This window comes from Kribbella lupini (genome assembly GCF_039529595.1).
Classification (GTDB): Bacteria; Actinomycetota; Actinomycetes; order Propionibacteriales; family Kribbellaceae; genus Kribbella; species Kribbella lupini.
Genome location: NZ_BAAANC010000001.1, coordinates 2,404,228 through 2,428,577 on the forward strand (window position 1 = coordinate 2,404,228; position 24,350 = coordinate 2,428,577).

The window sequence follows — 24,350 nt, forward strand, 5'->3', positions numbered from 1 at the left end:
CAGATGGTCCAGACCGACGGCGGCCCGCCGGACCCTGCCACCCCCTCATCGCCCGGCCGCGGCCGGCTCGGGACCGTCCGGCTGTTGTCGATCACGACCGCGATCGGCCTGATCGTCGGTGCCCTGGTCACCTCGCTGATCTTCGTCGCCGTCCAGCGCGACGACAGCGCCGCCGGTACGGCGTCCTCGGCCGGCGGCGCCGATCCCGCGACGGCGATGTGCGCCGCGATCGGAGTGGCGAACCAGGTGCTGCCCTCGATCGTGAAGATCAGCGCGCGCCGCGGCGCGCAGGCCGGCACCGGCTCGGGACAGGTGATCCGCGAGGGTGGCTACATCCTGACCAACGACCACGTGATCTCGGTGGCCGCCGGTGGTGGCGGCGCGGTGTCGGTCCAGTACAGCGACGGCCACGAGTCCGCCGCCGTGATCGTCGGTCGCGACCCGAGCACCGATCTCGCCGTACTCAAAGCCGCTGACGAAGCGAAGGGGTTTCCGCTGATCGCTTTCGGGTCCTCGGCGGCGCTGCAGGTCGGCCAGCCCGTGGTCGCGCTCGGTGCTCCGCTGGGACTGGCCAGCACGGTCACGTCCGGCATCGTCAGTGCGCTGGACCGGTACGTGCCGGTCCCGGGCGACGGAGTCACCCATCACCTGATCGGAGCCGTCCAGACGGACGCGGCGATCAACCCCGGCAACAGCGGGGGCGCGCTGGTGGACTGCGCAGGACGCCTGGTCGGCGTCAACGCCGCGATCGCCACCGTGCCGAACGCCGCGGGGATCGGCGGCGGCGGAAGTGTCGGCCTCGGCTTCGCGATCCCGCTGGACCTGGCCGGTCCGATCGCCGACGAGCTGATCCGGACCGGCAAACCGGGGCACCCGACGACGGGGCTGCAGGTCCAGGAGATCCCGCCGGCGGTCGCCCAGGCGGCGAACACCCCGCCGGGGCTTTTCGTGGTCGGCGTCGACGCGGCGGGACCGGCGGCCAAGGCCGGGCTGAAGGCGGGTGACGTCATCACCGCGATCGACGGCCAACCCGCGGTCAGCACTGAGCAGATCGTCGTCGCCACGCTGACCCGTGACGTCGGCGACACCGTCGAGCTGACCTACCTGCGGGCCGGGACGCCGGTCAGCGCGACTCTGACCTTGGCAGCTCCGTAGCCCCCGGTACGACGGCCGGTGCCGGCGGCACCGGCTGCGAGGCGAGCAGGTCGAGACCGAGCCGACGCGCCAGGAAGCGTGCGGCCAACTGCCCCCGCACACTGTTGCCGGCCTGGTCCAACCGCGGCGCAAACGTGCCGAGCGCGCCCTTGCCCGGCGAGACGGTGACGATCCCGCCGCCGATCCCGCTCTTGCCCGGTACGCCGACGTCGAGCAGCCAGTCGCCGGAGGTCTCGTACAGGCCGGCGATCGTCATCACCGCGAGCGTCTCCCGGGCGGTGTCCGGATCGACCACCCGCTGCTGCGTCACCGGACAGATCCCGCCGTCGGCCAGCGTCGCGCCCATCACCGCGAGGTCCGTCGCGGTCACGCTCAAACAGCTCTGCCTGGTGTAGAGCTCGACCGCCTCGCCGGGATCGCCGGCCAGCCCGTCGACGCTGCGCAGCAGCGCGGCCAGGGCGCGGTTGCGGTGGTTCGTCGCGAGCGCCGACTCGAGGACCAACCGGTCCAGGCCGAGCTCGCGGCCCGCGAAGGACGACAGACCGTCGACGACGAACCGCCAGCGCGCGTCCCGCGAACCGCCCGGTGTCAGGCTGGTGGTCGCGATCGCCCCGGGGTTCACCATCGGGTTGGTCCGGCCGCGCGGCGACCGCTCGACCGCCTGCACGGAGTTGAAGGGCAGCCCGGTGGCGTTCACCCCGACCAGCGCGCGGATCGCGTCGAGGCCTGTCGCCTGGCAGACCAGCGCGAACACGAACGGTTTGGCCACGCTCATGATCGTGAACGGCTGCCGTGCGTCACCCGCCTCGAACAGCCGCCCGTCGGTCGCGGCGACGCAGACGCCGAAGGAGTCCGGCTCGGCCGCGGCGAGCGCGGGATACACGTCGGACACGACGCCCTCGCCGACGTCGCGGAAGGTCTCGTACGCCGCGCGGACCACCTCGGCGACGCTCGTCCGCTCCGGCAGGCCGCCGGTCGACACGTACCTGCCCGGCGACGGCATCTCAGAACGGCCAGACGAGCGGGATGATCACCAGCGCCGTCAGCAGCCACCACGCCATCACGACCAGACCGAGCTTCCAGTAGTCCCCGAACCGGTAGCCGGCCGGGCTCATGATCATCATGTTCGCCGGGGTGGAGATCGGCGTCAGCAGCGACGCCGCGCCCGCGACGGCGATCAGCATCAGGACCGGACGAACCGACGTACCGGTCCCTTCCGCGGCCGCCACCGCGATCGGCGCGACGATCAGCACGGTCGCGGTGTTGCTGACCATCTGCCCGAGCGTCGCGGTGAGCAGGAAGAGGGCCACGAGCAACAAGTACGGCCGGCCCGGCCCGACGGTGTCGACGATCAGGTCGGCGATCCGGTCCGCGCCACCGCTGGACTGGATCGCGGCCGACAGCGGGATCAGCGCGCCGATCAGCACCACGATCTGCCAGGAGATGGCGCGGTAGGCCTGCCGTGGGCCGACGACCTTGGTCAGCACCATCGCCGTCGCGGCGAGCAGGCCGGCCATCGCCGGCGGGACGGCTCCCGTCGCGAGCAGCACCACCATCGCCGCGAGGACGGCGACGGCGACCGACGCCTTCGGCCCCCACGGCACGGCCTGGCGCCGGACGAGTTCCGGCGAGTCCACCAGCAGGACGTCCCGGTCCTTGGTCAGCTCGTCCAGCGCGTCCCACGGTCCGTGCACGAGGATCGCGTCCCCTTCGGCCAGCTGGGTCTTGCGGTCACCGCGATCCTTGCCCATCCGCTGAACGGCGATGATGACGAGGTCGCGGCCTCGGTGCATCCCGGGAAAGACCGTCTCACCCACCAAGGACGACCGGGGCGGGATGACGGCCTCCACCACTCCGGCCTCGCGCGACATCAGGTTGTCGACGGGCGTCGGTGCCGTGCTGACCACGAGCGACGAGTCGCTGGTCAGGCTGCCCACCTGGTCCGGCGGACCGGTCACCACCAGCACGTCGCCGACATCGATGGCCGCGTGCACGCGCGCCCGTCCGCGTTCGTCCTGGACGCCCACGACCACGACGTCGGGGTACGGCGTCAGGTCGAGGTCGCCGACGTCCTGACCGACCAGCCGCGACAACTCGCGCACGCGCAGCCGGTAGAACCCGTTGGCGAGGGCGTAGTGACTGTCGAGCGTCTGGGCGTGCACGGCCAGGTCGGCGGCCGGATGAGCGGGCCGGGCGGCCGGGAGCAGCTTGGGGCCCAGGAAGACCGAGATCGCGATCGTGCCCAGGACCAGCGGCACGCCCACCACCGCGAACGAGAAGAACGGGAACGCACCGGCGCCGGCGTCGGCGGCCGCGTCGGAGACGATGATGTTGACCGGTGTCCCGGTCAGCATCAGCAGCGAGCCCGCGCTACCGGCGAAGGTCAACGGCATCAGCATCCGGGACGGCGGCTCACCGATCCGCAGCGCGAGCATGACGACCAGCGGCAGCAGCGCCGCGGTCGCGCCGTTCAGCGTGATCAGCGCCGACAGCACGGCGCAGAGGCCGGTGACGGCCACCAGCAAGCGCACCCGCGTCGTACCGGCGTACCGGACGATCGTCTGGCCCGCCCACGCGGTGACGCCGGTGGAGTCGACCGCCTCGCTCACCACGAACAGCGTCGCGATGAAGATCACCACCGGGTCTCCGAACCCGGCGAGCACCTCGGTGAAGTCGAGCACTCCCGTGGCCCACAGGGCCAACGCGGTCAGCACGGCCACGAGCTCGACCGGCAGCCGGTTCCAGACGAACAGCGCCACGGTGAGCCCGAGGACGACCAGGCTCACCGTTCCGTCATCCACTGCGACCGCCTAGCCGAGATGCACCGGAGCGGACGGGCCCCACGGGATCCCGATGAGGTACCACGCGACGTAGAACAGGGTCCAGGCGATCAGCACGATGATCGTGTACGGCAGCATCATCGACACCACGGTGCCCAGACCGGCCTTCTTGCGGTACTTCTGGCAGACCAGCACGATGAACGGCAGGTAGACCATCAGCGGCGTGATCACGTTGGCCGGACCGTCGCCGACCCGGTACGCCGCGACCACCGTCTGCGGTGCGACGCCCAGCCGGTAGAACAGCGGGATGAAGATCGGCGCGAGGATCGCCCACTTCGGGATGACGCCGGGCATGATCAGGTCGATCACCAGCACCAGCACGATGAAGCCGATCAGCAACGGCAGGGCGCCGATGTCGGCGCGCTCGAGCAGGTCGGCCAGGCCGGTCGCGGCCAGCGTCGACATGTTGGTGTAGTTGAAGTAGGCAATGAACTGGGCGATCAGCAGCATCAGGAAGATCAGGCCGCCCAGACCGTTGAAGGTTTTGACGATCGCGTTGATCACGTTGGTGCTGCCGGTCAGCGACTTCGAGCCCTGGCCGTAGCCGAGGCCGGCCGCGAGGAACAGCATCGAGATGATGAACAGCAGGCTGCTCATGAACGGTGAGGACCCGAAGATCTCGCCGGTCTCGGGATTGCGCAGCGGAGCGTTCGGGATGAACGTCAGCGCCGAGACGATCGCGGCGGCGACCAGCAGGTAGTAGACCGACCAGCGCAGTCCGCGGGACTCCAGTGCGGCCTCCTCCTCGCTGGGCACGTGGTCGGCCGGGGCGTCGGCCGGCGCCTCGGACGCGTCGTACTTGCCGAGCCTCGGTTCGAGGATGCGCTCGGTGATCACGGTCATGACGATCGCGCAGAAGATCGTCGCGGCGATGCTGAAGTAGAAGTTGTGGGTGACGTTGAGATGGACGTCCGGCGCGACCAGCGCGATCGTCTCGTTGGTGACCTCGGTGATGATGCCGTCGGCCGGGGTGATCAGCACGTTCACGAAGAACGCCGCACTGACGCCGGCGTACGCCGCGGCGATCCCGGCCAGCGGATGGCGACCGAGGGAGGCGAAGGCGGCCGCGCCGAGCGGGATCAGCACCAGGTAACCGGCGTCCGAGGCCACGCTGGAGATGCCGCCGAGCAGCACGATGATGAACGTGATCGCCCCCTTGGGCGCGACCTTCACCATCTTGCGGATCAGGGCCGCGATCAGGCCGGCCTCCTCGGCGACGCCGACGCCGATCATCGCGACCAGGATGACGGCCACCACCCCGAAGTCGTTGAAGTTCTGCACGGCCGTGGTGAAGATGAACCGGATCCCGTCGCCGGTCAGCAGGCTCTCGGCGGTGATGGTCTCCTCGTGCACCTCGAAGTCCGGCACCGCCGCCGCGGGCGGCGCGTCGTTGCCGGGCACGCTGGTCCCGCCCGGGTAGACCGGCGCGACCTCCGACGTGCTGGGCTCGGCGACCTCGGTGGTGACGCTGGCGCCGGTCCAGGCCAGGATCTGGGAGACGACGATGACGGCGACGATCAGGCCGAGGAAGATCAGGGCCGGGTGCGGCACCTTGTTGCCGACCCGCTCGATCCCGTCCAGAACGCGTTGCATCCCGCCCTTCTTGGCGGGCGTCTCCTCGACGGTCTTGGCGTTCACGGCCGGGTCTCCCCGGAACCGGCGGCCGGGCGGGCGAACCGCAGCGCGAACTCGATCAGCAACTTGGTGCCGGCGCCGGTCGCGCCCTTGTTGCGCCACGTCCGGGGCTCGGCCAGCTGCGCGGTGCCCGCGATGTCCACGTGGGCCCAGGGCCGGCCGTCGACGAACTCCTCCAGGAACAGCGCGGCGGTGATGGACCCGGCGTTCGGACCGCCCATGTTGCTCAGGTCCGCGATCGACGAGTCGAGCTGCTTGCGGTACGACCGGTGCAGGGGAAGCTCCCAGACGGGCTCGTCGACGACGTCGCCGGCCCGCCGCAACTGCTCCACCACGGCCGGGTCGTTCCCCATCACGCCCGCGATCTCGACCCCGAACGTGCGCAGGCACGCCCCGGTCAGGGTCGCGATGTCGACGATCGCGTCGACCGGTTCCTCCGTGGCCAGCGCCAGCGCGTCCGCCATCACCAGGCGGCCCTCGGCGTCGGTGTTCAGCACCTCGACCGTCGTACCGTTGCGCATCCGCAGGACGTCGCCCAGCTTCATCGCCGAGCCCGACGGCATGTTGTCGGTGCACATCAGGTAGCCGGTCACCGTCGTCGTACAGCCCAGGGCCTTCAGGGCCGTCATCGACGCGAGCACGGCCGCCGCCCCCGACATGTCGTTCTTCATCTGCGCGTGCGACTCGTCGCTCGGCTTGAGGCTGATGCCGCCGGAGTCGTACATGACGCCCTTGCCGACCAGCGCGATCGTCCCGGTCGGGTTGTCGGGGCGGTAGCGCAGCCGGATCATCCGCGGCGGCTCGACGCTGCCGCGGTTGACGCCGAGCAGGCCGCCGCACCCCATCGCGATCAGCTGGTCCTTGTCGAACACCTCGACCTCGAGGCCGGCCGCCGGAGCGACCTCGACGGCGACCTCGGCCATCCGGGCCGCCGACAGCGTGCTGGCCGGGCAGTTCGCCAGATCCCTGCCCAGGCAGTAGGCCTCGGCGACGACCCGGCCGCGCTCGACGCCGGCCGCCACCTCGTCGGCGACCTCGTCGGGAGCGACGACCAGCAGCGACTCGAGCGACGCACGATCGGCGTCCCGGCCGACGAAGTACCGCCAGCGCGCCAGCAGCACGCCCTCCGTCACCGCCTGCGCGAAGTCGGCCGGCGAGATGCCCGAACCCTGCGCCGGTACTTCGACGGCGAGGCGCCGGTGCCACGGAACCGATCGCGCGAAGTCCGCGGCCAGGTCGCGGACCAGCGTGACGTCGATGCGATCGGGCTCGCCGGCCCCCACCGCGACCCGGATCGGGCCGTCCACCCGGGTCCGGACCAGCGTCTGCCCCCGCTCGGCGGTGAACCCGGCCGACGCCAGCTCGGCCGCGTCCGCGCCGAGCTCGTCCGGCGGCTCGGTGCCGAGCAACACCGGTACGGCGATGGCGTCGGCCTCTTCCGCGGCCTGCTTCGCCGCCACCACCCGGACCGGCACCCGCTGCCGGGTGGAAGGGATCGGGTCGAAGTCCGTTGTGGTCGTGGTCATCTGATCTCCTCCGCCGAAGGACGGCGCCGTCACCGCGGCGCCGTGCTCCGGGCGCTCAGTTGTTCGGCTCAACCGCTCACGGCTGGAGGGCCTGGACGAGTTCGTCCTCGCGCTCTTTGCTGAGGTTGGTCTGGATCACCGTCGGGCCGTACGGCTTCAGCGCGTCGACCACCCGATCGACCGTGGCCGACCGGGCGAGCAGGAACACGGCCGCCTTGCCTTCCTGCAGCTGCTGGCCGACCTCCTTGATCATCTGGTCGTTGATGCCGACGTCGGTCAGCTTGCCGGCCATCGCCCCACTGGCCGCGCCGACCGCCAGGCCGGCGATCGGGTTCAGGAAGATCAGCCCGATCAGCGTGCCCCACAACGCGCCACTGGCCGCCGCGGCTCCGGTGAGGCTCATCGTCTGCTGGATGCGGACCTTGCCCTTCTCGTCCTTGTAGGCGATCGCCGCGTCCTCGCGTTGCAGCAACGCCTGCTTGGCCAGCTCCTCGGTCAGCTGGATGACCTTCTCGGCATCCTCGCGGCTGTCCAGACCGAGCACCACCAGATGAGTCATGTCGTAGTCCTTCCCGGGTCGGCGTCTGCTGTGCGCGGTCCTCATCCCACCAACCGGCCGCCGCCGGGACATCCTCCGATTAGGGTGATCCGGGCTTTCGCCGCTGCTTCTCGGCGCGGATCAGGAAGGCCGACAGCGGACCGGGCAGCTCGGCGCTGCGGTCTCCCCAGTCGTAGACGACGGCCGTACCGGCGATCAGGTCGTGCAGACCGCGGTGCCGGGGATGGAAGACGACCGGCAGGAGTCCCGCGCCCGCCGGCAGCACACTGACCACGAACGCGGCCACCCGCACCAGCGCCTGGCCGGCCTGGATGGTGCCACCGTCGGACCGCACGACCCGCAGACCGACGACACCTTGGCCCGGCGTCCGGCCCGCGATCGCGAGGAATCCGAAGGCGTAGCAGAACGCGAGCACAGACAGGCCGACCACGGCAGGCACTGCCCGCCGTACCGACGCTCCCCAGAAGGCGGTGGCCAGCAGCTCGAGTCCGCCCAAGCCGATCGCGAACGACGCCAGGACGACGAACGCGTCGAGCGCGGTCGCGGCGGCCCGGCTGACCGCGCCCGCGTAGTGACCGGTGACCGTCAGGCGTCGGTCCACGCCTGCTCCGGTACGTCGAGCAGCGGCGGCGCGGTCGGCAGTGCGCGGGGGTCCCGGCGCAGCAGCCGCACGACGACGAGGTCGAGCACGGTGTCCAGTCCCGCGAGCTGCCGACGGACCAGATCGACGAGTGAACCGGCCAGCCGGGTCTGGCTCTCGACGACGACGTCGGCCAGACCGGACCGCCGTACGAGGAGCTCGACGTCCAGGCTCGCGGCCACGCGGTTCAGGTCGACCCGCTCGACCAGCCGCTGGACGTCGACTCGCTCCAGCAGTCGTTGGACGTCGATCCGATCCAGCAGCCGTTGGACGTCGATCCGGTCGAGCACGCCTTCGAGGTCGACGCGGGCGATCAGCCGGTCCAGGTCCACCCGGTCGAGCAGGGCGTCGACGTCGACGTGGGACAGGATGACGTCCGGTTCGACGCTCTCGACGACGCGGCCGGTGACCTTCCCCGCGAGCCGTCCCAGCACCGCGCCCGGCCGGGTCATCGCGCGGGTCCGGTTCGCGTGCGCTGTCGCATGCCGTGCCTCCACCCGTCCGCGTCTGCCGCCACCTTCGCCGTCGGGCGCACGGGCTGGATCACCCGCGGCGGGTGATCCAGCCCGTGCACCACTTCCGCAGGCGGCGACGGGCGGCCGGGTTTCGACGACCGACGTCGCCGGGCTCACGCGGACCTCGCCCGGTCCTCGGGACCGATCACCCGCTGCGGGGGATGAACTCACCGCGCCGGACCGCCACGATCGTCACGATCACGGCGTACCGGAGGGCTGATGAGCGAGTTGGTGAACGGTGGACGCGTGTGGATCGGCCGCCTGTGGTCGGGAGGCGTCGCCACGGCGGTGATCGCCGGCCTGATCGCGGTCGTCGGGATCTTCCTCGCGCGCGGTCTGTTCGACGTACCGGTGCTCGCCCCGGAGGGCGCCGGGGCGTGGGGCGACGCGGACACGGTGACCTACGCGCTGTCGTGCTCCCTCGCCGCGCTGGTGGCCACCGGCTTGCTGCACCTGCTGCTGGTGACCACACCACGGCCCTTGAGGTTCTTCGGCTGGATCGTCGTCCTGGCCACGCTGGTGGCCGCGGCCGCGCCGTTCGTCGTCGACAGCCCGATCACCTCGAAGGTCGCGACCGCGATCATCAACCTCACCGTCGGCGCCGCGACGGGGATGCTGCTGACCGAGGTCGCGGTCAAAGCGGTCCCGGGCCGTGGAGCCCTCTGAGCTGCTCGGTCAGGCCGACGGTGCGCGCGACCCGGAGCGCCGCCGACCGCTTCTCCACGCCCAGCTTGCGGTAGAGCGACATCAGGTGCGTCTTGACGGTGTTGTCGGTGATGTAGAGCGCCTGACCGATCTCGGTGTACGAGCTGCCGAGCGCGAGCTGGTCCAGTACGTCGGCCTCGCGGGCGGTCAGCCGGATCCGCGCCCCGTTGACCACGGCCTCGAGGCTCCGCGCCGGCGCGGCCACCGGGTTGCGTCGCGTCCGCGCCAACGGAGTCATGCCGCCGGTGGGCACCGACCCGCTCAGGTAGCCCGACAGCTTCTCGAGGCCGACGGCCGCGAACGGATGCGGGTTCGGACCGGCCAGGTGGATGCGCAACTGGTCCACGAACACCGACTCGCCTCCCGCCGGAACCAGGGCGTGCAGGGTCCCCTGCGGCGTGGCCCGGTTCAGCGCGTCGACCAGCGACGCTTCCGCGGCCGGCTCGTCGCCCAGCCGGACGAGCAGCACGGTGCGGAACGACGCGGCCGCCGCCGCGATCGGCGGGTACAGCTCCGGCTGGTCGAGGATCCGGTCGATCGACGTCACCGTCGACTCCAGGTCCTTCTCGCCGATCGAGATCATCGTCCGGACCAGCTCGGCCACGGACCTGTTCCCGGTCCGGTCGAGGTCGTCGAGCTGCGCGTCAGCCCTGGTCCGGTCACCGACCAGCACGGCCAGCCACAACCGCATCAGCGCCAGGTCGCGGGAAAGGAACGACGGCAACGGCCCGGCGGCCGCCGGTTCGCCGACGAGCTCTCGCGACGCCTCGTCCAGGCGGCCCTCCTCGATCAGCAGCAGGGCACGCAAGATCGTGTGCAGGGTCGTCACCAGGCTGTCGGAATCGGCCGGGCCTGCGGCCACGACCGAGTCGTTCCAGCGTCGGCCGAGGGCGGGATCGAGCTGGCTCATCGCCGCCAGCCCCAGCACCAGCTGCGCGCGGACGGCGTATTCGTGCGGCAGTTCGTCCTGGTCCACCGTGTCGAGTGCGGCCTGCGCCGACTCCGCCGCGGTCTGGACGTTGCCGCGGACGTACTGCACGACCGCGCGGTGCGCGAGCCCACCGGCGACCAACCGGGCATGGTGAGCGACGCGCGCCGTGACCACGGCCTCGTCCAGGTGGATCAGCGCCGCGTCGAGCTCGTCGGCCCAGGTCTCGGCGGCCGCGAGGTCGACCAGCAGCCAGGCCATCCGCTCGGGCGCGAGGACGGCCCGCCTGCGCCAGGCGCCCCGCGCGACACCGCGCTCGGCGCCGCCGCCGTTCTCGGCGCTGTCGATCGCCAGCAGGGACCGGGCCCGGTCGATGGCGGAGCGGACGTCGTACCAGCCGTAGCGAGCCTCCCACAACCGCAGCAGCATCGTGTCCGCGTGCAGAGCGTCGTCATCGGCCGTCGAAGGCCCCGCCTCCATGGAGGCAGCGACGTCGTCCGCCGAGGCCGCGTCCATCACCGCGCCGGCCGCGTCCCCGCAGACCCGCCGCAGCAGACCGCGGACGCCGTACAGGTGCGGGCGGGACGCCAGGAAGCCCTCCGGGAGGGTCTCGAAACCGGCGGTCACCAGCTCGTGCTCCCCCGCGGCCAGGATCTCCGGCCCGTGCCCGAGCAGGATCCGGGCCATCATGACGGGATCGTCGGCCCCGAGCGCCCGGCGCAGCGCGGCTCTCCCGTCGCCACGGTTCTCGTAGTGCAGCGCTGATCGACGGTGCGCCGCGGCAACCGTCTGGCTGTCCTCGGCACTGCCGGCGACCCTGCGACGGAGCAGCTCGATCATCAACGGGTGGTACCGGAACAGCGGTTCGCCGTCCTCGCCGTCGACGTAGGCGGTCACCAGCAAGCCGTTGCCGGCCAGGTCCGCCAGCATCGCACCGGCGTCGGCGTCCCCGCTGAGCATCACCGCCAACGGCCCGGTGACGGTGCCGACCCCGAAGGTGCTGAGCAGCATCGCCTGGACCCTGTCGTCGAGTGTGCCCACACTCTCGCCGAGCAGGAGATCGAGCACCGGGCGCTTGCTGAGCAGCGGCCACCCGGCACCGGAGGACGCGAAGGTCCGGGCGGCGAGCACCAGCGCGGCGGCCCAGCCGCCCGCATGGGCCTGGAACGAGCGGACGTCGTCCCCGGTGGCGTCGTGGGCATGTGCCCGCACGAGTGCGGCGGCCTCGACGTCGGTGAAACGGAGGTCGTCGGAGCGCAGCGTCAGCGCGAGTCCCCGCAACTCGAGCTCCGCCACCGGCAGCGGCAGGTCGTACCGCGTGGCCAGCACCAGGCGGACGGCGTACGACGAGTGCTTCAGGAGCTGTGCCAGGTCCGCGACCAGCGCGGCGGGCAGCAGGTGGGCGTCGTCGACGACGATCGGATCGGGACAGGTCGGCGGTTCGGCGCCGACCAGCTCCTGCAGCGTTTCCCGCAGCAGGTCGGGCGATTGGCCGGACAGCCAGGTCATGGACCGATCCGCCCGTCTTCGGCGGCTGACCCAGTCCGACAGCAGGACCGTCTTGCCGGTGCCGGCAGGTGCCACGAGCAACGTCAGCGGGCCCCGGGCGCCGAGGTCGAGAGCGGTGTGGAGCCGTTCACGGGTCACCAGCGTCAACGGCGGCTGGGGAAATCCCTCGCCGGTTCGCAGGCGGAAGCCCGGCTCGCCGTGGTGCGGCGTCGAGGTGCTCGTCATCGTCGCCCCTCCCCGGCCGACGTACCGTGAACTCTGTGTGGTCTCCGCTCATCGGCCTGCAAAATATCGACACTAACCGGTTCGCGACGGTTCCGGCAGGGGAGATCGCGTTTCAAACCTCCGTTCGCCGGCGGCCGACCCTGGGCACCTTCGCTCCGATCCACACCGCGACGGCGACCAGCGCCCCGATTCCGACCGCCCATCCCCACAGGCCTTCCGACACCGGGCCCAGCCGTCCGAGCGGGAAGCCGCCCGGATCCTCGGACTCCTGCAGGGCCACGATGTAGGCGATCACCGCTCGCTTGTCCTGCGGGAGCAGGACCTGGTCGGAGAACACCGGCATCTGCTGAGGGCCGGTGAGCATCGCCTGGTACATGTTCCTGGGCGTCGTCTGCATCAGCGAGGGCGCGTAGCGGCCGTGCGGCAGCGCACCCCCGCGGCCGGCGAAGTTGTGGCAGGCCGTGCAGTTGGTACGGAACAGCTCGCCACCCCGGACGATCTCCTCCTGCGTGGCGTTGGCGACGTCGTAGGACTCCTCCGCCGGGACGGCCGGGCCCGGGCCGAGCGAGGCGACGTACGCCGACAGCGCCGCGATCTCCGCGGTCGTGTACACCGGCGGCTTCTGCGCGATCTGGGTGCCGGTCTGCGCCGCGGGCATCCGGCCGGTGCTGACCTGGAAGTCGACCGCGGCCGCGCCGACGCCGATCAACGTCGGACCGGTCTCGCGGCCCTCGCCGTTCGTGCCGCCTTCGGCGTGCAGCCCGTGGCAGCTGGAGCAGCCGACCGCGAACAGCCGCCGGCCCTCCTCGATCTGCTGCGACTGCGGCCCGTCCGCACCCGTCGCGCTCTGCGGCGCCAGTACGGCGTACGCCAGGCCGACCGCCACCAGCGCGGAGCAGACGACCAGCGCCTTGGCGAGCCGGCCTCGGCGCAACGGCCGCGCGGCCGTCCTGTCCGCATCGCGCATCTCCGCACCTCCCGGCTCACGCCCCACCAGCAAACCCGAGCCCCAGACCGCGGAAATCACCCGAACCGGGTGATCCGCGAGGCTCGGGGTGGGGTCAGCGGGCGTCGCGGGCGGCTTGCCGGCGGGCGCCGGCGGCGCGGGACGACGCGTCGCGCTTCAGGCCGCCGGTGGTCTTGGTGGCCCGTCGCCGTACGCCGTCCGGACCGGAATCGTGCGCCGCCGGCGTCGGCCGACCCTCCCGCTCGGCGGGTCGCGCCGCAGCGATCCGTTCCTTCCGCAGCTCCGTCGCGGCTTGCCTGGCGGCTCCGGCGACCTCGCGGCTCACCCGCGCCAGCACCGTCTCGAACAGTTCCGCCTTGTCCCGGTCCCGCTGGTTCCTCGGATAGGACTGGCCACGTCCACCGGCCTCGGCGACCGCCGCTCCGGCAGCGCGACGGTAGTTCTTCACGTACTTCGTCCGCGCCCGCCGGATCCGCTGGTGCAGCTCCAGCAGTTCGTCCTCGTCGAGACTCTTGACCGCGTCACGTTCGGCCTCGGCCACCAGCAGGCGCTCGGCCTCGGTCAGCGAGTTCAGCAGCGCTTGGTTCATCGCAGTCTCCTAGCAGCCGGTCGCGACCCTCTGTCCGCGGCGCACACCCGCATGCTCGCCCCGATCGGGCCGGCGCAGATCACCCCGAGAAGATGAGGCCGCGCCGGCAGTCGCCCACCAAGGGTGACGCGAGAGCTGCCCGGACGGACCTACGGTCGATGCGCGCCCGGCGTCCGCCGGGTGCCGAGCAGGAGGTGGACCCCGATGGCCCACGGTCGAACCGACGACGAGGGTGCCCGGCCGTACGTCACCACCGAGCACCGCGCAGAGTCAGGCACCGCGTCGGACTGGGCGAGCGGTGGGGTCGCGTTCGCGGCGGCGATGCTGCTGATGATCGGCACCTTCCACCTGATCGCCGGGCTGGTCGCGATCATCAACAGCGAGTTCTTCACCGCCGTCCGGGCCTACACCTACGACCTCGACGTCAGAGCCTGGGGCTGGATGCACGTGGTGTTCGGTGTGATCGCCGTGGCGGCCGGCGTCGCCTTGTTCTCCAGAGCCCGCTGGGCGGAGGCGTTCGCCCTGGTGGTCGCCTGGTTCAGTGCCATCGACAACTTCTTCTTCATCCCCTACGCCCCGTTCTGGGCGCTGCTCTTGATCGCGCTCGACGTCTGGGTCATCTGGTCCCTGACCCGCCCTCGTCACGCCGCCCGGCACGCCGACCCCAGGCCGTAAGACCTTTCATCTGGCGCGGTCCGTCATCGCCGGCCGAGCCGCCGCTCTCCGACCGAGGTGGCGGTGTACGGCAGGTCGTAGTGCGCGAAGACCTTGGGCTCCTCCGCTCCGGTGAGCTCGCCGTCGGTGTCGATGGACGGCGCTTCGTGGATGAGCTTCTTCGGGTAGCGCACGCGGACCGCGTTCGGTGAGACGGTGGCGCCGTCGACCGGCACGAACACCAGCCGCTTCCCGAGCATGCCGACCTTCACCGTCACGAAGGCCGGCTGGTCGGTCGAGGTGTCGACGTAGACCGCCTCGAGCTCGCCCACCTTGTCCCCGTCGGGGTCGATGACTTTCTGGCCACTCCAGTCGCGCAAGTTCTCTGCGGGAAACATGACTTTCAGTACCCCCGCGCGGGCCGCGCCAATCGGGGCGCGCACTGCACAACTTTGCGGTTTCGGCGGTCGATCCCCGGGGCACCGACCAGCAGAACTTACGCACGACCCCTGATTGCACAAGTTTCGGACCGGCTGCATCCGGCGAGGCGGCTTCGGCGGAAGTAGGTGTGAGACAACTCGAGGACGGAGATTGCTTTGGTACAGCCGTCGACCATCCGCGCGGACCACGACCTGGTGACCGCGGCGCCGGACGATTCCCCCGAGGAGTGGCTCGAGACTCACGTCCTCGACACCCGCACAACGGTCGCGGAGTTCATTCGCCGGCGCTGCGCCGAACACTTCCGAGCGCCGGACACCGAGATCCTGGGCGAGACCCTCGCCCCTTTCGTGGCCCGCGGCAAGTACATTCGCTCGACGTTCGCCTGTCTCGGTTGGCTCTGCGGCCGTCCCGAATCCGTCGGCGCCGCCCAGGCCGCGGCCAGCCTCGAACTGGTGCACGCGTTCGCGCTGATCCAGGACGACATCATGGACGAGTCCGCGACCCGCCGAGGTGCGCCGACGGTCCACGTGCAACTGGCCAGGTGGGCAGCGGACAAGGTCGACCAGCCCGAGCGCTTCGGTCGTTCGGCGGCCGTCCTGCTCTCGGACCTGTGCCTGGTGTGGGCGGAGCGGATGCTTCGCGAGGCCGAGCTGCCCCGCGAGGCGCTGGACCGAGCCTGGCCGGTCTTCGATCTGCTGCGCAGCGAGCTCGCCGTCGGACAGTTCAGCGACCTCCTGAACGAGAACTGGGCCACCACCTCGCTCGACGCCGTCCTCGATGTCGCCCGCCGTAAGTCCGGCAACTACTCCGTACGACGACCCTTGGAGCTCGGCGCTGCTCTGGCAGGCTGCTCGCCGAACGTGACGGCGGCGCTGTGCCGGTACGGATCCGCGATCGGTGAGGCGTTCCAACTCCGCGACGACCTGCTGGGAGTCTTCGGCGACCCCGCGGTCACCGGCAAACCGCTCGGCGACGATCTGCGGCAGCACAAGGCGTCCACGGTGATCGTCGCCGCACGCGATCTCTCCGACGACCGCCAGCGCCGGCAGCTGGCCAGACTGTCAGGGCAACGACCTGCGCCGGGGCCCGACGAGGACGCGTGGGTTGCCCAGTGGCAAGAGCTGATCCTCGACAGCGGAGCGACTCAGTGGGCCGAGCGGGCGATCGCGAGCCGGGTCGACGACGCACTCGTCGCCTTGGCCAACGCTCCCGCGATTCCTCCGTTCCCCCGACGAGGACTCCTGCTGCTCGCCGACCGCTGCACCAGCAGGAGTCACTGATGCGCAGCGTCCGAAGGAACCGGCAGCCATGCGTACGGTGACAGGCCGCACCGACCACGTCGTGGTGGTCGGTGCCGGATTCTCCGGACTCGCCGCCGCGCTCCACCTCGCCGGCCGCGGGCGAACCGTGACGGTGCTGGAACGCGCGAGCACACCGGGAGGACGGGCGGGGCGGCACGATGTGGACGGCCACCACTTCGACACCGGCCCCAGCGTGCTGACGATGCCCTCGATCCTCGACGACACCTTCGCCGCGGTCGGCGCCGATCGGCACCGGCTGCTCGACCTGAGCGAGCTCGATCCGGCGTACGACGCGAAGTTCGCCGACGGCACCAACCTCCTCGTACGGCGTGAAGCCGACGCGATGACCGAGGCAGTGCGGGACTTCGCCGGCGAGCGTGACGCGCGCGGCTACGTCCGCCTGCGCGAATGGCTCCAGACCTTGTACCGCGTCGAGTTCGACCGGTTCGTCGCCTCGAACTTCGACTCACCGCTCTCGATGCTGTCGCCGCAACTGGCGCACCTGGTCGCGCTCGGCGGATTCCGGCGGCTGGATCCGGCGATCGCCCGCTTCATCAGCGACGAGCGGCTGCGGCGCGTGTTCACCTTCCAGTCCCTGTACGTCGGCCAGTCGCCCCAGGCCGCCTTGGCGCTGTACGGCGTGATCACCTACATGGACACGATCGGCGGCGTGTTCTTCCCCGCGGGCGGAGTCAGCGCGGTGCCCGACGCACTCGCGCGGGCGGGGACCGACGCGGGCGTGACCTTCGAGTACGGCGTATCGGTGACGGCGCTGGAACGCGCGGGACGCCGGGTCAACGCTGTCCGCACCGACGACGGGCGCCGCATCCCTTGCGACGCGGTCGTTCTGACCACCGAGCTGCCGGTCAGCTACCAGCTCCTCGAAGGCGCACCGCGCAGGCCGGTCCCCCTCCGCGCCGCGCCGTCGGCCGTCGTACTGCACGCCGGCCTCCACCGCCCGCTGCCCGACCTCGCCCACCACACGATCTCGTTCGGCGCGGCCTGGCGGTCGACCTTCACCGAGCTCATCGACACCGGCCAGCTGATGCGTGACCCGTCCCTGCTCATCACGCGTCCCACCGCCACGGACCGTTCGCTGGCGCCGCCGGCGGCGGACACCATCTCCATCCTCGCGCCGGTCCCGAACCTGTCGCACGCTCCGGCACTGGACTGGGATCGCGACGGTGACCGGTACGCCGATGAGCTCGTCGATCTGGTCGAGAAGCGTTTCGCGCCCGGCCTGAGTTCGGCGATCGCTGTCAGGCATCTGATCACGCCGGCCGACTGGGCCCGGCTGGACATGGTCTCGGGCACCCCGTTCGCCTGGTCGCACACCTTTGCCCAGACCGGACCGTTCCGGCCGGGCAACTTTCCCCGGCGTACCGACAACGTCGTCCTGGCCGGCGGCGGCACCGTCCCAGGGGTCGGAGTACCGACAGCGTTGCTGTCCGGCCGCCTGGCGGCCGACCGCATCACCGGCCCGGTCGGGGCACGCCGACGACGACCGGTCCCGTCGACAGGAGACTCCCGATGAGAGCAGAGCTCGACGCGGCCGGCATCACCGAGCCTCACCTGAGGCGAGCGTATGCACGCTGCCGGCGCTTGAACGCGCAGCACGGCAAGACCTACTTCCTGGCGACCCGCATGCTGGCACCGGCCCAGCGGCCCGCGATCCATGCCCTGTACGGGCTCGCGCGCTACATCGACGACATCGTCGACCTCCCGCCGGAAGGCGCCACCACCGCGGACATCGATGCCTCGCTGGCCGAGGTCAGCGACGCCCTGCGCCACGGCTTGACCGATGGCGAGAGCCGCGATCCGGTGCTGGCCGCGGCGGTCGACACCATCGGCAGGTACGGCATCGATCACAGCCTGTTCGACGACTTCCTGACGTCGATGCGGATGGATCTGACCGTCGAGCGGTACGCCACCCGGCCGGACCTCTACCGCTACACGCGGGGATCGGCGGAGGTGATCGGGCTCCAGGTCCTGCCGGTGCTCGGCACCGTCGCACCGCCCGGCGAGGCCGCTCCGGCCGCCGCCGCGCTGGGACTGGCCTTCCAGCTCACCAACTTCCTGCGCGACGTCGCCGAGGACTTCGAACGCGGCCGGATCTACCTGCCGCTGGACGAACTGGCCGCCTCCGGCGTCGATCCGGACCGGATCGGCTGGTGCGTGCGGAACCGGCGGACCGACCCTCGGGTGATCGCGGCGTTGCGGGCTCAGATCGCGGCCACCCGCGCGGTGTACGCGAAGGCGGAGCCGGGGATCGACCAGCTCGCCGAGGTGTCGCGGCCGTGCGTGCGGACGGCGTACGTGCTGTACTCGGAGATCCTGCAACGGATCGAGGACGCCGGGTACGACGTCTTCTCCCGCCGGGCGAGCGTCGGTGCGCGGCGCAAACTGGTGGTGGGCACTGCCGCGCTGGCTCAGGCGGTTTGGGTCCGGCGCCGCCGACCCGGCGGATGGGTGCCCCCGGCAAGCGGTGAGGTGACGGCTTCTTGAGCGACCACTGGCAGTACCTCCTGGTGATGGCGGCCTGCGTGGCGATCACGCTGCCGCTGGAACTCATCGGTGCTCGCGTGTACCGACGGCCCGCCCGCTGGATGCGGGCCCTGCTGCCGGTCGCGGTGGTGTTCCTGGTGTGGGACGCGATCGCCATCGCCGCGGGGATCTGGAGCTACAACCCGGCGTACGTCACCGGGTGGACGTTGCCGTTCGACATCCCGGTCGAGGAACTGGTCTTCTTCGTCGTCGTCCCGACCTGCGGGCTGCTCACCTACGAGACCGTCACCTTGATGCTCGCGCGGATCGGCCGGTTCCGCCGAGCGCGCCGGGAACGGGTGCCGGGATGAGCGGGATCGGTTACACCCTGCCCGCGGTGGTCGCCCTGGTCGCTGTCGTCGTGCTGGAGCTCGCGTGGCTGCGCACCGGCCTGTTCCGGCGTCCGGCGTACTGGATCAGCATGGTGATCGTGCTCGGCTTCCAGATCCCCGTCGACGGGTGGCTGACGAACCTGAACGCGCCGATCGTGCTGTACGACGCCGACCACATCACCGGCCTGAGATTTCCGTGGGACATCCCGGTCGAGGACTTCGTCTTCGGGTCGGCGTTGGTCACCGCGGTGCTGCTGCTGTGGGAACGCAGCGGCCGCGGTCGCCGAGACCACTCCCCCGAGCGACGACGAGACGAGGTTCGATGAGCAGCCGACGGATCGATGGACTGCCGCGCAGCGAAGTACCCGCCGCGTTCGACGTGGGGGCCTCGGCGTACGACCGGCTGGTCGGCGCCAGCCCGGGGTACCACCGCCAGTTGCGACTGTCCGCGGCTCGTCTGGAGCTGCCGCGGCAAGGTGACGGCTTGCGGCTGCTCGACGCCGGTTGCGGAACGGGCGCATCGACGGCCGCGCTGCTCGCCGTCGCGCCCCGGGCGGAGATCGTGGCCTTCGACGCGTCGGCCCAGATGCTCGAACAGGCGCGGGCCAAGGGGTTCCCGTCGTCGGTCCGCTTCGTGCACGCCTCGATCGAGGCCCTCGAGCTCGATGGCCCGTTCGACGCCTGCCTGGCGGCGTACCTCGTGCGCAACCTCGCTGATGTCGATGCGGGGTTGGCCAAGCTGCACGGGCTTCTTCGGCCGGGCGGCCGGTTGGCGGTCCACGAGTACTCGGTGGCCGACTCGAGGGCGGCGCGGGCGGTCTGGAACGCGGTCTGCTGGAGTGTCATCATCCCCGCCGGTCGGCTCGCGACCGGCGACTCCACGCTGTACCGCCACCTGTGGCGCAGCGTGCTGGCCTTCGAGGGAGCTGCCGCGTTCCGCCAGCGGCTGGCCGGCGCCGGCTTCACCGACGTCGGCGTCGGGCAGATGTCCGGCTGGCAACGCGGCGTCGCGCACACCTTCACCGGCACCCGGTCCGAGGCGGCATGACCCGTCCGCGTCCGACCTTCGCCGTACCGTCCGATCCTCGCGCCGAACGGCACAGCCCGCCACGGCCGACTGGTTCCGCTGACCCGACCGGCCGGCGGCGGGTCGCCGTCATCGGCGCCGGCATCGCCGGGCTAGCGGCCGCGACCGCTCTGGCCGAGCGTGGTGTCGACGTGGAGCTGTTCGAGAAGGAGCAGTACCTCGGTGGTCGCGTCGGTGCGTGGCCGCACCAGCTGAGCGACGGAACCTCGGTGACGATGAGCCGCGGGTTCCACGCGTTCTTCCGCCAGTACTACAACCTGCGCGGCCTGCTGACGCGCACGGACCCAGAACTGGAACGGCTGACACCGGTCGACGACTACCCGCTGATCGATCACACCGGCCGGACCGACACGTTCCGCGGGCTGCCTCGCCGGCCTCCGTGGAACGCGCTGGCCTTCGCCGTGCGCAGCCCGACCTTCGCGACCAGCGATCTCCTCCGGCTGAACGCGAAAGCGGCGCTGCCGCTGGCGACCGTGCGCGTCCCGGACGTCTACCACCGGCTCGACCACGTCGCCGCCGACGAACTGCTTACCGCGATCAACTTTCCGGTCGCCGCGCGGCATCTGGCCTTCGAGGTGTTCTCGCGCAGCTTCTTCGCCGATCCCGGAGACCTGTCCGCGGCGGAGCTGGCCGTCATGTTCCACCTGTACTTCCTCGGCTCGTCGGAAGGCCTGCTGTTCGACGTACCGACGGGCACTTTCTCCGGCGCGCTGTGGGATCCGCTCGGCGACCACCTGACCGGGTTAGGCGTAGCAGTCCGTACGGCGACGCCCGTGCGCTCCGTCGAACGCGGCGGGGCCCGGCGCTTCCGCGTCCACCTCGCCGAGGGCAGCACCGACGTCGACGCGGTCGTGCTCGCCACCGACATCGCGGGTCTGCAGTCGCTGGTGCGATCGTCGCCGGATCTGGGCGCCGAGGCCTGGCGCGACCAGGTGGCCGGGCTGCGGACCGCTCCCCCGTTCCTGGTCCGACGGTTGTGGCTCGACAAGCCCGTCGCGGCCGAGCGGCCGGCGTTCATGGGCACTGGCGGATGGGATCGGCTGGACAACATCTCCGTCCTCGAACGGTACGAGGACCAAGCCCGCGACTGGGCTCGCCGCCGGGGCGGATCGGTGGTCGAGCTCCACGCCTACGCGGCCGCCGAGCTGGGCGTGAGCGCCGCCGACAGCGCGTCCGCCGTACCGGCTGTGGCGGCGAACGTGGACAAGATGCTGCACGCCGTCTATCCCGAGACCGCCGACGCCGCCGTACTCGACAGCGTGGATCTGTGGCGGGACGACTGTCCGCTGTTCGCACCCGGCAGCTTCGCGGGACGGCCGACCGTTCGGACCCCGGACGAGCGGGTCGTGCTGGCCGGCGACGGTATCCGGATCGACCTGCCGGTCGCGTTGATGGAACGCGCGGCCACCACGGGCATGCACGCCGCGAACCTGTTGCTCGGTTCGTTCGGGCTGCGCGGGCACGACCTGTGGACCGTCCCGAACCGCGGCCGGATCCGCGGCCTGGACCGACTCGGCACGAACAGGTGGGAGGCACGATGAACAGCAGCTCACGATGGCCCGTTCAGTGGCGGCCGAAACAGCCTTGGGCACAACAGGTTCCGACCTACCGTGACGCGTCGCCCGCGCTCATCGAGGCGGCGGTGAAGCGAGCCACGGCTCGTCCGTCGGGCAACTGGTTCGTGTTCGCGGCCAGCCGGGACATCCGGGCCGACCGGCCGACGGGTACGACGGTCGCCGGTACCGAGCTGGTCGCCTGGCGGCAGACCGACGGCGAGCTGCGCGTGGGTCCAGGCGCTTGTCCACACCTCGGCGCACCGCTGGCGCTGGGCAAGATCGAGCACGGTCAGGTGGTGTGCCGCTGGCACGGCATGAGCGTCGGCGACGACCACGGACGCAACGGCTGGCTGGCGTACCCGAGCCACGACGACGGCGTCCTGTGCTGGGTGCGCCTGGACCGCGTCGGCCGCGAGGAGCCGACCGCTCTGCCGCCGGTCCCCCAGCGGCCACCCGGCAAGCAGCTCGACGCCGTCGCGGTGATGACCGGCCGGTGCGAACCGGTCGACATCGTCGCCAACCGCCTCGACCCGTGGCACGGCGCCTGGTTCCACCCGTACTCGTTCTCCGACCTGCGAGTGCTGCAGACACCCGCCGAGACCGACGACCCCGCCGACGACCGGTTCCTCGTCGACGTGACCTTCCGGCTCGGCGGGCCGATCGGCGTACCGGTACGTGCCGAATTCACCTGCCCGGGACCGCGCACGGTCGTCATGCGCATCCTCGAAGGCGAAGGCGAAGGCAGCGTCGTCGAGACCCACGCGACGCCCCTCGGAGCCGACCGCGACGGCGTACCGCGGACGGCCGTGATCGAAGCCACCATCGCGGCGTCGGACCGCCCGGGCTTCCAGGTCGCCCGCCGCGCCGCGCCGCTACTCCGCCCGGCGATGAAATGGGCCGCGGCCCGGCTCTGGAAAGACGACCTGGCGTACGCCGAACGCCGCTACCAACTCCGAAGCCAAGGCCGCTGAGGCGCTGCGGACCCTGCACAAGTTTGGCGGTCGGAAGTTGTGCGCCGCGTGGAGATGGCGAAGAATTCTGCGGTGTGAAGCGGTAGGCGATCGACCGGTCGCTCTCCGCGGTGTCGGCTCAGGAAGCGGGCCCAACGGATTCGATCGTCCGGAGGCTCGCTCGTCATGTCCACTGCTCAGTCGCCGTCGGAGCCCGTCCACCTGTTCGCCGCCTTGGTCTCCGAACTGCACGAGGAAGACACCGTCGCGGCCGTCGCCGCGACGGTTGCGGACCAAGGGGCCGCGATCATGGGCGACGGTGCGATCAGCATCGCTCTGGGGCGGCGGCGCCGGCTGGTGTCCGAGGCCGCCAGCGAGTCGGGCCTGCTCGACGTCATGTCGTCGCAGACCGACCTTTGCGAAGGACCGGCCCTCGACGTGAGCGAGGGCGCGAGCGCGGTGTACTGCCCCGACCTGGCCGCGACCGAACTGTGGCCGCGCTGGGCGGCGGTGGCCGCGTCCCACGGCTGGCGGAGCTGGTTCAGCGTGCAGCTGCTCGATCGGGGCCAGAACCTGTTCGGCGTACTGTCGTTCGCCCATCCGCTCGCGGACGCGGTCACTCCCGAACTGGCCGATCGGATGTGGACGCTGTCGCTGCATGCCGCGATCGCGCTGGACCGCGCCCAGGCCCAGGAGAACCTCGTCCGCGCGGCGGAGGCCCAAGGCAGGGTCGGCCTGGCCTGCGGAGTGCTGATGGAACGCCACAACGTCACCGCCGAGCAGGCGTTCAACACGCTTCGCCGCTGCTCGCAGGACCAGCAACGCAAGCTCCGCGACGTCGCCGCCGACGTACTGAACGACCTGCAGGCCGGCCCGAAGCGCTAGCTCCTGGTTCTGCTGACCAGGTCGGCGACGATGCTCTCGGCGACGGCCCTGAGCTTGGTGTTGCTGTCCTGCGAGGTCCGGACCAGGAACGCGAAGGCACGGTCGGGGTCGACCGTGTACCGCTCCATCACGATGCCGACCGCCTGACCGATCACGTTCCTGCTGATCAGCGCCTGGGCCATGCTGTCGTCCTGCCGCGCCCAGCCCATCGCGACCGCGACCAGCCCGGCGAACAGGGCGCCCAGCGCGCGGGTGTCCGCGTCGAGGCTGTGCTTCTCGTCGGCGTACAGGTTGAGCGCGCCGCGCGCGTGCGGCTCGGCCCGGAACTGGAAGGCGATCTGGGCACCGAATCCGAGCGCCGCCGCTTTCGGCCCGTACTGCGGCCACCGCGGATCGATGGACAGGTCGCCGGACTCCACCACCGGCTCGGCCAGCGCCGCTTCCAGGCACGGGCCTTCCTGCAGCTCGTACTGCAGCTGGTCGGCGCGCACCACGCGCTCGTCGGTGGGAGCGAGCGTCTCGATCTTGCCGTCGCGGGTCGTGATCGACAGACTCGCCTGGTCGATCCCGGGAACGGTGTCGATCGCACTGGCCAGCAGTTGCTCGAGAGTCTTGTCCAGATCGATCGGCGCCCGCAGCGTCGCAGCAGCGGCGGTCATCACCGCCGCCAGGTCGTCGGACTGAGCCGAACTCATCGCACATCCCCTCCCACCGAACACAACAATCCGGCTCACCTTAAGGGTCCACGACGCGCTCCGCACAGTTGGCAACGCCGCTCGCAGCCAACCCGTGGCGACGGCTCACCTT

The 24,350-nt window shown here is 71.2% G+C and carries 24 protein-coding genes; 12 read left to right on the plus strand and 12 right to left on the minus strand.

Features of this window, described 5'->3' with window-relative positions:
- The first annotated feature begins 3 nt into the window (after nt 1-3).
- The gene (locus tag ABD235_RS11065) at nt 4-1,155 is read left to right on the plus strand and encodes a S1C family serine protease (protein ID WP_344172747.1); all 1,152 of its coding nucleotides are present in this window, start codon (nt 4-6) and stop codon (nt 1,153-1,155) included.
- Here the strand turns inward: ABD235_RS11065 and glsA are convergent.
- The 7 genes from glsA to ABD235_RS11100 all read right to left on the minus strand — a co-directional run bounded on the left by glsA (nt 1,124) and on the right by ABD235_RS11100 (nt 8,852).
- Nucleotides 1,124-2,158, minus strand: coding sequence for a glutaminase A (gene glsA / locus ABD235_RS11070; protein WP_344172749.1), 1,035 nt, complete (start codon nt 2,156-2,158; stop codon nt 1,124-1,126). The genes ABD235_RS11065 and glsA overlap by 32 nt on opposite strands.
- A gap of 1 nt (nt 2,159) precedes the next feature.
- The gene (locus ABD235_RS11075; protein ID WP_344172751.1) at nt 2,160-3,956 is read right to left on the minus strand and encodes an SLC13 family permease; all 1,797 of its coding nucleotides are present in this window, start codon (nt 3,954-3,956) and stop codon (nt 2,160-2,162) included.
- Nucleotides 3,957-3,965: 9 nt separating this feature from the next.
- A complete protein-coding gene (locus ABD235_RS11080; RefSeq protein WP_344172753.1) occupies nt 3,966-5,633 on the minus strand; it encodes an AbgT family transporter in 1,668 nt (555 codons plus the stop codon).
- Complete coding sequence (locus tag ABD235_RS11085; RefSeq protein WP_344172755.1) at nt 5,630-7,156, minus strand: leucyl aminopeptidase family protein; 1,527 nt, start codon at nt 7,154-7,156, stop codon at nt 5,630-5,632. Before ABD235_RS11085 ends, ABD235_RS11080 begins: the two co-directional genes overlap by 4 nt.
- A 76-nt stretch (nt 7,157-7,232) precedes the next feature.
- The gene (locus tag ABD235_RS11090; RefSeq protein ID WP_344172757.1) at nt 7,233-7,715 is read right to left on the minus strand and encodes a DUF1269 domain-containing protein; all 483 of its coding nucleotides are present in this window, start codon (nt 7,713-7,715) and stop codon (nt 7,233-7,235) included.
- Nucleotides 7,716-7,794: 79 nt separating this feature from the next.
- Entirely contained in the window at nt 7,795-8,316 is a 522-nt protein-coding gene (locus ABD235_RS11095; protein ID WP_344172759.1) for an RDD family protein, read from the minus strand.
- Nucleotides 8,301-8,852, minus strand: a complete 552-nt coding sequence (locus tag ABD235_RS11100; RefSeq protein WP_344172761.1) for a hypothetical protein — start codon at nt 8,850-8,852, stop codon at nt 8,301-8,303. The genes ABD235_RS11095 and ABD235_RS11100 overlap by 16 nt, the downstream gene beginning before the upstream one ends.
- Nucleotides 8,853-9,089: 237 nt before the next feature.
- Between ABD235_RS11100 and ABD235_RS11105 the strand changes: the two genes are divergently transcribed.
- Nucleotides 9,090-9,536, plus strand: coding sequence for a DUF6069 family protein (locus ABD235_RS11105; RefSeq protein WP_344172763.1), 447 nt, complete (start codon nt 9,090-9,092; stop codon nt 9,534-9,536).
- Here the strand turns inward: ABD235_RS11105 and ABD235_RS11110 are convergent.
- From ABD235_RS11110 to ABD235_RS11120, 3 genes are all read right to left on the minus strand, one after another.
- Complete coding sequence (locus ABD235_RS11110; protein ID WP_344172765.1) at nt 9,505-12,237, minus strand: winged helix-turn-helix domain-containing protein; 2,733 nt, start codon at nt 12,235-12,237, stop codon at nt 9,505-9,507. The two genes, ABD235_RS11105 and ABD235_RS11110, sit on opposite strands and share 32 nt — an antisense overlap.
- A 112-nt stretch (nt 12,238-12,349) precedes the next feature.
- On the minus strand, nt 12,350-13,204 hold the full coding sequence (gene qcrC / locus ABD235_RS11115; protein WP_344172768.1) for a cytochrome bc1 complex diheme cytochrome c subunit: 855 nt from the start codon (nt 13,202-13,204) through the stop codon (nt 12,350-12,352).
- Between the two features lie 94 nt (nt 13,205-13,298).
- A complete protein-coding gene (locus tag ABD235_RS11120; RefSeq protein WP_344172770.1) occupies nt 13,299-13,793 on the minus strand; it encodes a hypothetical protein in 495 nt (164 codons plus the stop codon).
- Nucleotides 13,794-13,997: 204 nt separating this feature from the next.
- Between ABD235_RS11120 and ABD235_RS11125 the strand changes: the two genes are divergently transcribed.
- Nucleotides 13,998-14,468 carry a DUF7144 family membrane protein gene (locus ABD235_RS11125; RefSeq protein ID WP_344172772.1) on the plus strand — a complete coding sequence of 157 codons (471 nt, stop codon included), beginning with the start codon at nt 13,998-14,000 and terminating at the stop codon, nt 14,466-14,468.
- 23 nt (nt 14,469-14,491) lie between these two features.
- On the opposite strand, the gene ABD235_RS11130 is transcribed toward ABD235_RS11125, so the two are convergent.
- Nucleotides 14,492-14,845, minus strand: coding sequence for a PRC-barrel domain-containing protein (locus ABD235_RS11130; RefSeq protein ID WP_344172774.1), 354 nt, complete (start codon nt 14,843-14,845; stop codon nt 14,492-14,494).
- 198 nt (nt 14,846-15,043) lie between these two features.
- Between ABD235_RS11130 and ABD235_RS11135 the strand changes: the two genes are divergently transcribed.
- The 9 genes from ABD235_RS11135 to ABD235_RS11175 all read left to right on the plus strand — a co-directional run bounded on the left by ABD235_RS11135 (nt 15,044) and on the right by ABD235_RS11175 (nt 23,543).
- Nucleotides 15,044-16,168 (plus strand): polyprenyl synthetase family protein, encoded by a 1,125-nt coding sequence (locus tag ABD235_RS11135; protein WP_344172776.1) that lies wholly within the window; start codon nt 15,044-15,046, stop codon nt 16,166-16,168.
- Nucleotides 16,169-16,196: 28 nt separating this feature from the next.
- Nucleotides 16,197-17,723 carry a phytoene desaturase family protein gene (gene crtI / locus ABD235_RS11140; RefSeq protein WP_344172778.1) on the plus strand — a complete coding sequence of 509 codons (1,527 nt, stop codon included), beginning with the start codon at nt 16,197-16,199 and terminating at the stop codon, nt 17,721-17,723.
- A 68-nt stretch (nt 17,724-17,791) separates the two neighbouring features.
- Nucleotides 17,792-18,694: a phytoene/squalene synthase family protein gene (locus ABD235_RS11145; protein WP_344172780.1), complete on the plus strand. Its 903-nt coding sequence runs from the start codon at nt 17,792-17,794 to the stop codon at nt 18,692-18,694.
- Nucleotides 18,691-19,044 carry a lycopene cyclase domain-containing protein gene (locus ABD235_RS11150; RefSeq protein WP_344172783.1) on the plus strand — a complete coding sequence of 118 codons (354 nt, stop codon included), beginning with the start codon at nt 18,691-18,693 and terminating at the stop codon, nt 19,042-19,044. The genes ABD235_RS11145 and ABD235_RS11150 overlap by 4 nt, the downstream gene beginning before the upstream one ends.
- Nucleotides 19,041-19,391, plus strand: coding sequence for a lycopene cyclase domain-containing protein (locus ABD235_RS11155; protein WP_344172786.1), 351 nt, complete (start codon nt 19,041-19,043; stop codon nt 19,389-19,391). The genes ABD235_RS11150 and ABD235_RS11155 overlap by 4 nt, the downstream gene beginning before the upstream one ends.
- Nucleotides 19,388-20,113 (plus strand): class I SAM-dependent methyltransferase, encoded by a 726-nt coding sequence (locus tag ABD235_RS11160; protein WP_344172788.1) that lies wholly within the window; start codon nt 19,388-19,390, stop codon nt 20,111-20,113. Before ABD235_RS11155 ends, ABD235_RS11160 begins: the two co-directional genes overlap by 4 nt.
- The gene (locus tag ABD235_RS11165) at nt 20,110-21,693 is read left to right on the plus strand and encodes an FAD-dependent oxidoreductase (RefSeq protein ID WP_344172790.1); all 1,584 of its coding nucleotides are present in this window, start codon (nt 20,110-20,112) and stop codon (nt 21,691-21,693) included. The genes ABD235_RS11160 and ABD235_RS11165 overlap by 4 nt, the downstream gene beginning before the upstream one ends.
- Nucleotides 21,694-21,794: 101 nt before the next feature.
- Complete coding sequence (locus tag ABD235_RS11170) at nt 21,795-22,679, plus strand: Rieske (2Fe-2S) protein (RefSeq protein ID WP_344172792.1); 885 nt, start codon at nt 21,795-21,797, stop codon at nt 22,677-22,679.
- A gap of 165 nt (nt 22,680-22,844) precedes the next feature.
- Nucleotides 22,845-23,543, plus strand: coding sequence for a GAF and ANTAR domain-containing protein (locus tag ABD235_RS11175; protein WP_344172794.1), 699 nt, complete (start codon nt 22,845-22,847; stop codon nt 23,541-23,543).
- Here ABD235_RS11175 and ABD235_RS11180 read toward each other — a convergent pair.
- On the minus strand, nt 23,540-24,238 hold the full coding sequence (locus ABD235_RS11180; protein ID WP_344172796.1) for a GAF and ANTAR domain-containing protein: 699 nt from the start codon (nt 24,236-24,238) through the stop codon (nt 23,540-23,542). The genes ABD235_RS11175 and ABD235_RS11180 overlap by 4 nt on opposite strands.
- Nucleotides 24,239-24,350 lie beyond the last annotated feature (112 nt).

What these genes read in the sequence shown, in the direction of transcription:
- ABD235_RS11065 (WP_344172747.1), top strand. Translation starts at nt 4, where the DNA reads ATGGTCCAGACCGACGGCGGCCCGCCGGACCCTGCCACCCCCTCATCG.
- glsA (WP_344172749.1), bottom strand. Translation starts at nt 2,158, where the DNA reads ATGCCGTCGCCGGGCAGGTACGTGTCGACCGGCGGCCTGCCGGAGCGG.
- ABD235_RS11085 (WP_344172755.1), bottom strand. Translation starts at nt 7,156, where the DNA reads ATGACCACGACCACAACGGACTTCGACCCGATCCCTTCCACCCGGCAG.
- ABD235_RS11090 (WP_344172757.1), bottom strand. Translation starts at nt 7,715, where the DNA reads ATGACTCATCTGGTGGTGCTCGGTCTGGACAGCCGCGAGGATGCCGAG.
- ABD235_RS11105 (WP_344172763.1), top strand. Translation starts at nt 9,090, where the DNA reads ATGAGCGAGTTGGTGAACGGTGGACGCGTGTGGATCGGCCGCCTGTGG.
- ABD235_RS11110 (WP_344172765.1), bottom strand. Translation starts at nt 12,237, where the DNA reads ATGACGAGCACCTCGACGCCGCACCACGGCGAGCCGGGCTTCCGCCTG.
- qcrC (WP_344172768.1), bottom strand. Translation starts at nt 13,204, where the DNA reads ATGCGCGATGCGGACAGGACGGCCGCGCGGCCGTTGCGCCGAGGCCGG.
- ABD235_RS11120 (WP_344172770.1), bottom strand. Translation starts at nt 13,793, where the DNA reads ATGAACCAAGCGCTGCTGAACTCGCTGACCGAGGCCGAGCGCCTGCTG.
- ABD235_RS11125 (WP_344172772.1), top strand. Translation starts at nt 13,998, where the DNA reads ATGGCCCACGGTCGAACCGACGACGAGGGTGCCCGGCCGTACGTCACC.
- ABD235_RS11130 (WP_344172774.1), bottom strand. Translation starts at nt 14,845, where the DNA reads ATGTTTCCCGCAGAGAACTTGCGCGACTGGAGTGGCCAGAAAGTCATC.
- crtI (WP_344172778.1), top strand. Translation starts at nt 16,197, where the DNA reads ATGCGTACGGTGACAGGCCGCACCGACCACGTCGTGGTGGTCGGTGCC.
- ABD235_RS11155 (WP_344172786.1), top strand. Translation starts at nt 19,041, where the DNA reads ATGAGCGGGATCGGTTACACCCTGCCCGCGGTGGTCGCCCTGGTCGCT.
- ABD235_RS11160 (WP_344172788.1), top strand. Translation starts at nt 19,388, where the DNA reads ATGAGCAGCCGACGGATCGATGGACTGCCGCGCAGCGAAGTACCCGCC.
- ABD235_RS11165 (WP_344172790.1), top strand. Translation starts at nt 20,110, where the DNA reads ATGACCCGTCCGCGTCCGACCTTCGCCGTACCGTCCGATCCTCGCGCC.
- ABD235_RS11175 (WP_344172794.1), top strand. Translation starts at nt 22,845, where the DNA reads ATGTCCACTGCTCAGTCGCCGTCGGAGCCCGTCCACCTGTTCGCCGCC.
- ABD235_RS11180 (WP_344172796.1), bottom strand. Translation starts at nt 24,238, where the DNA reads ATGAGTTCGGCTCAGTCCGACGACCTGGCGGCGGTGATGACCGCCGCT.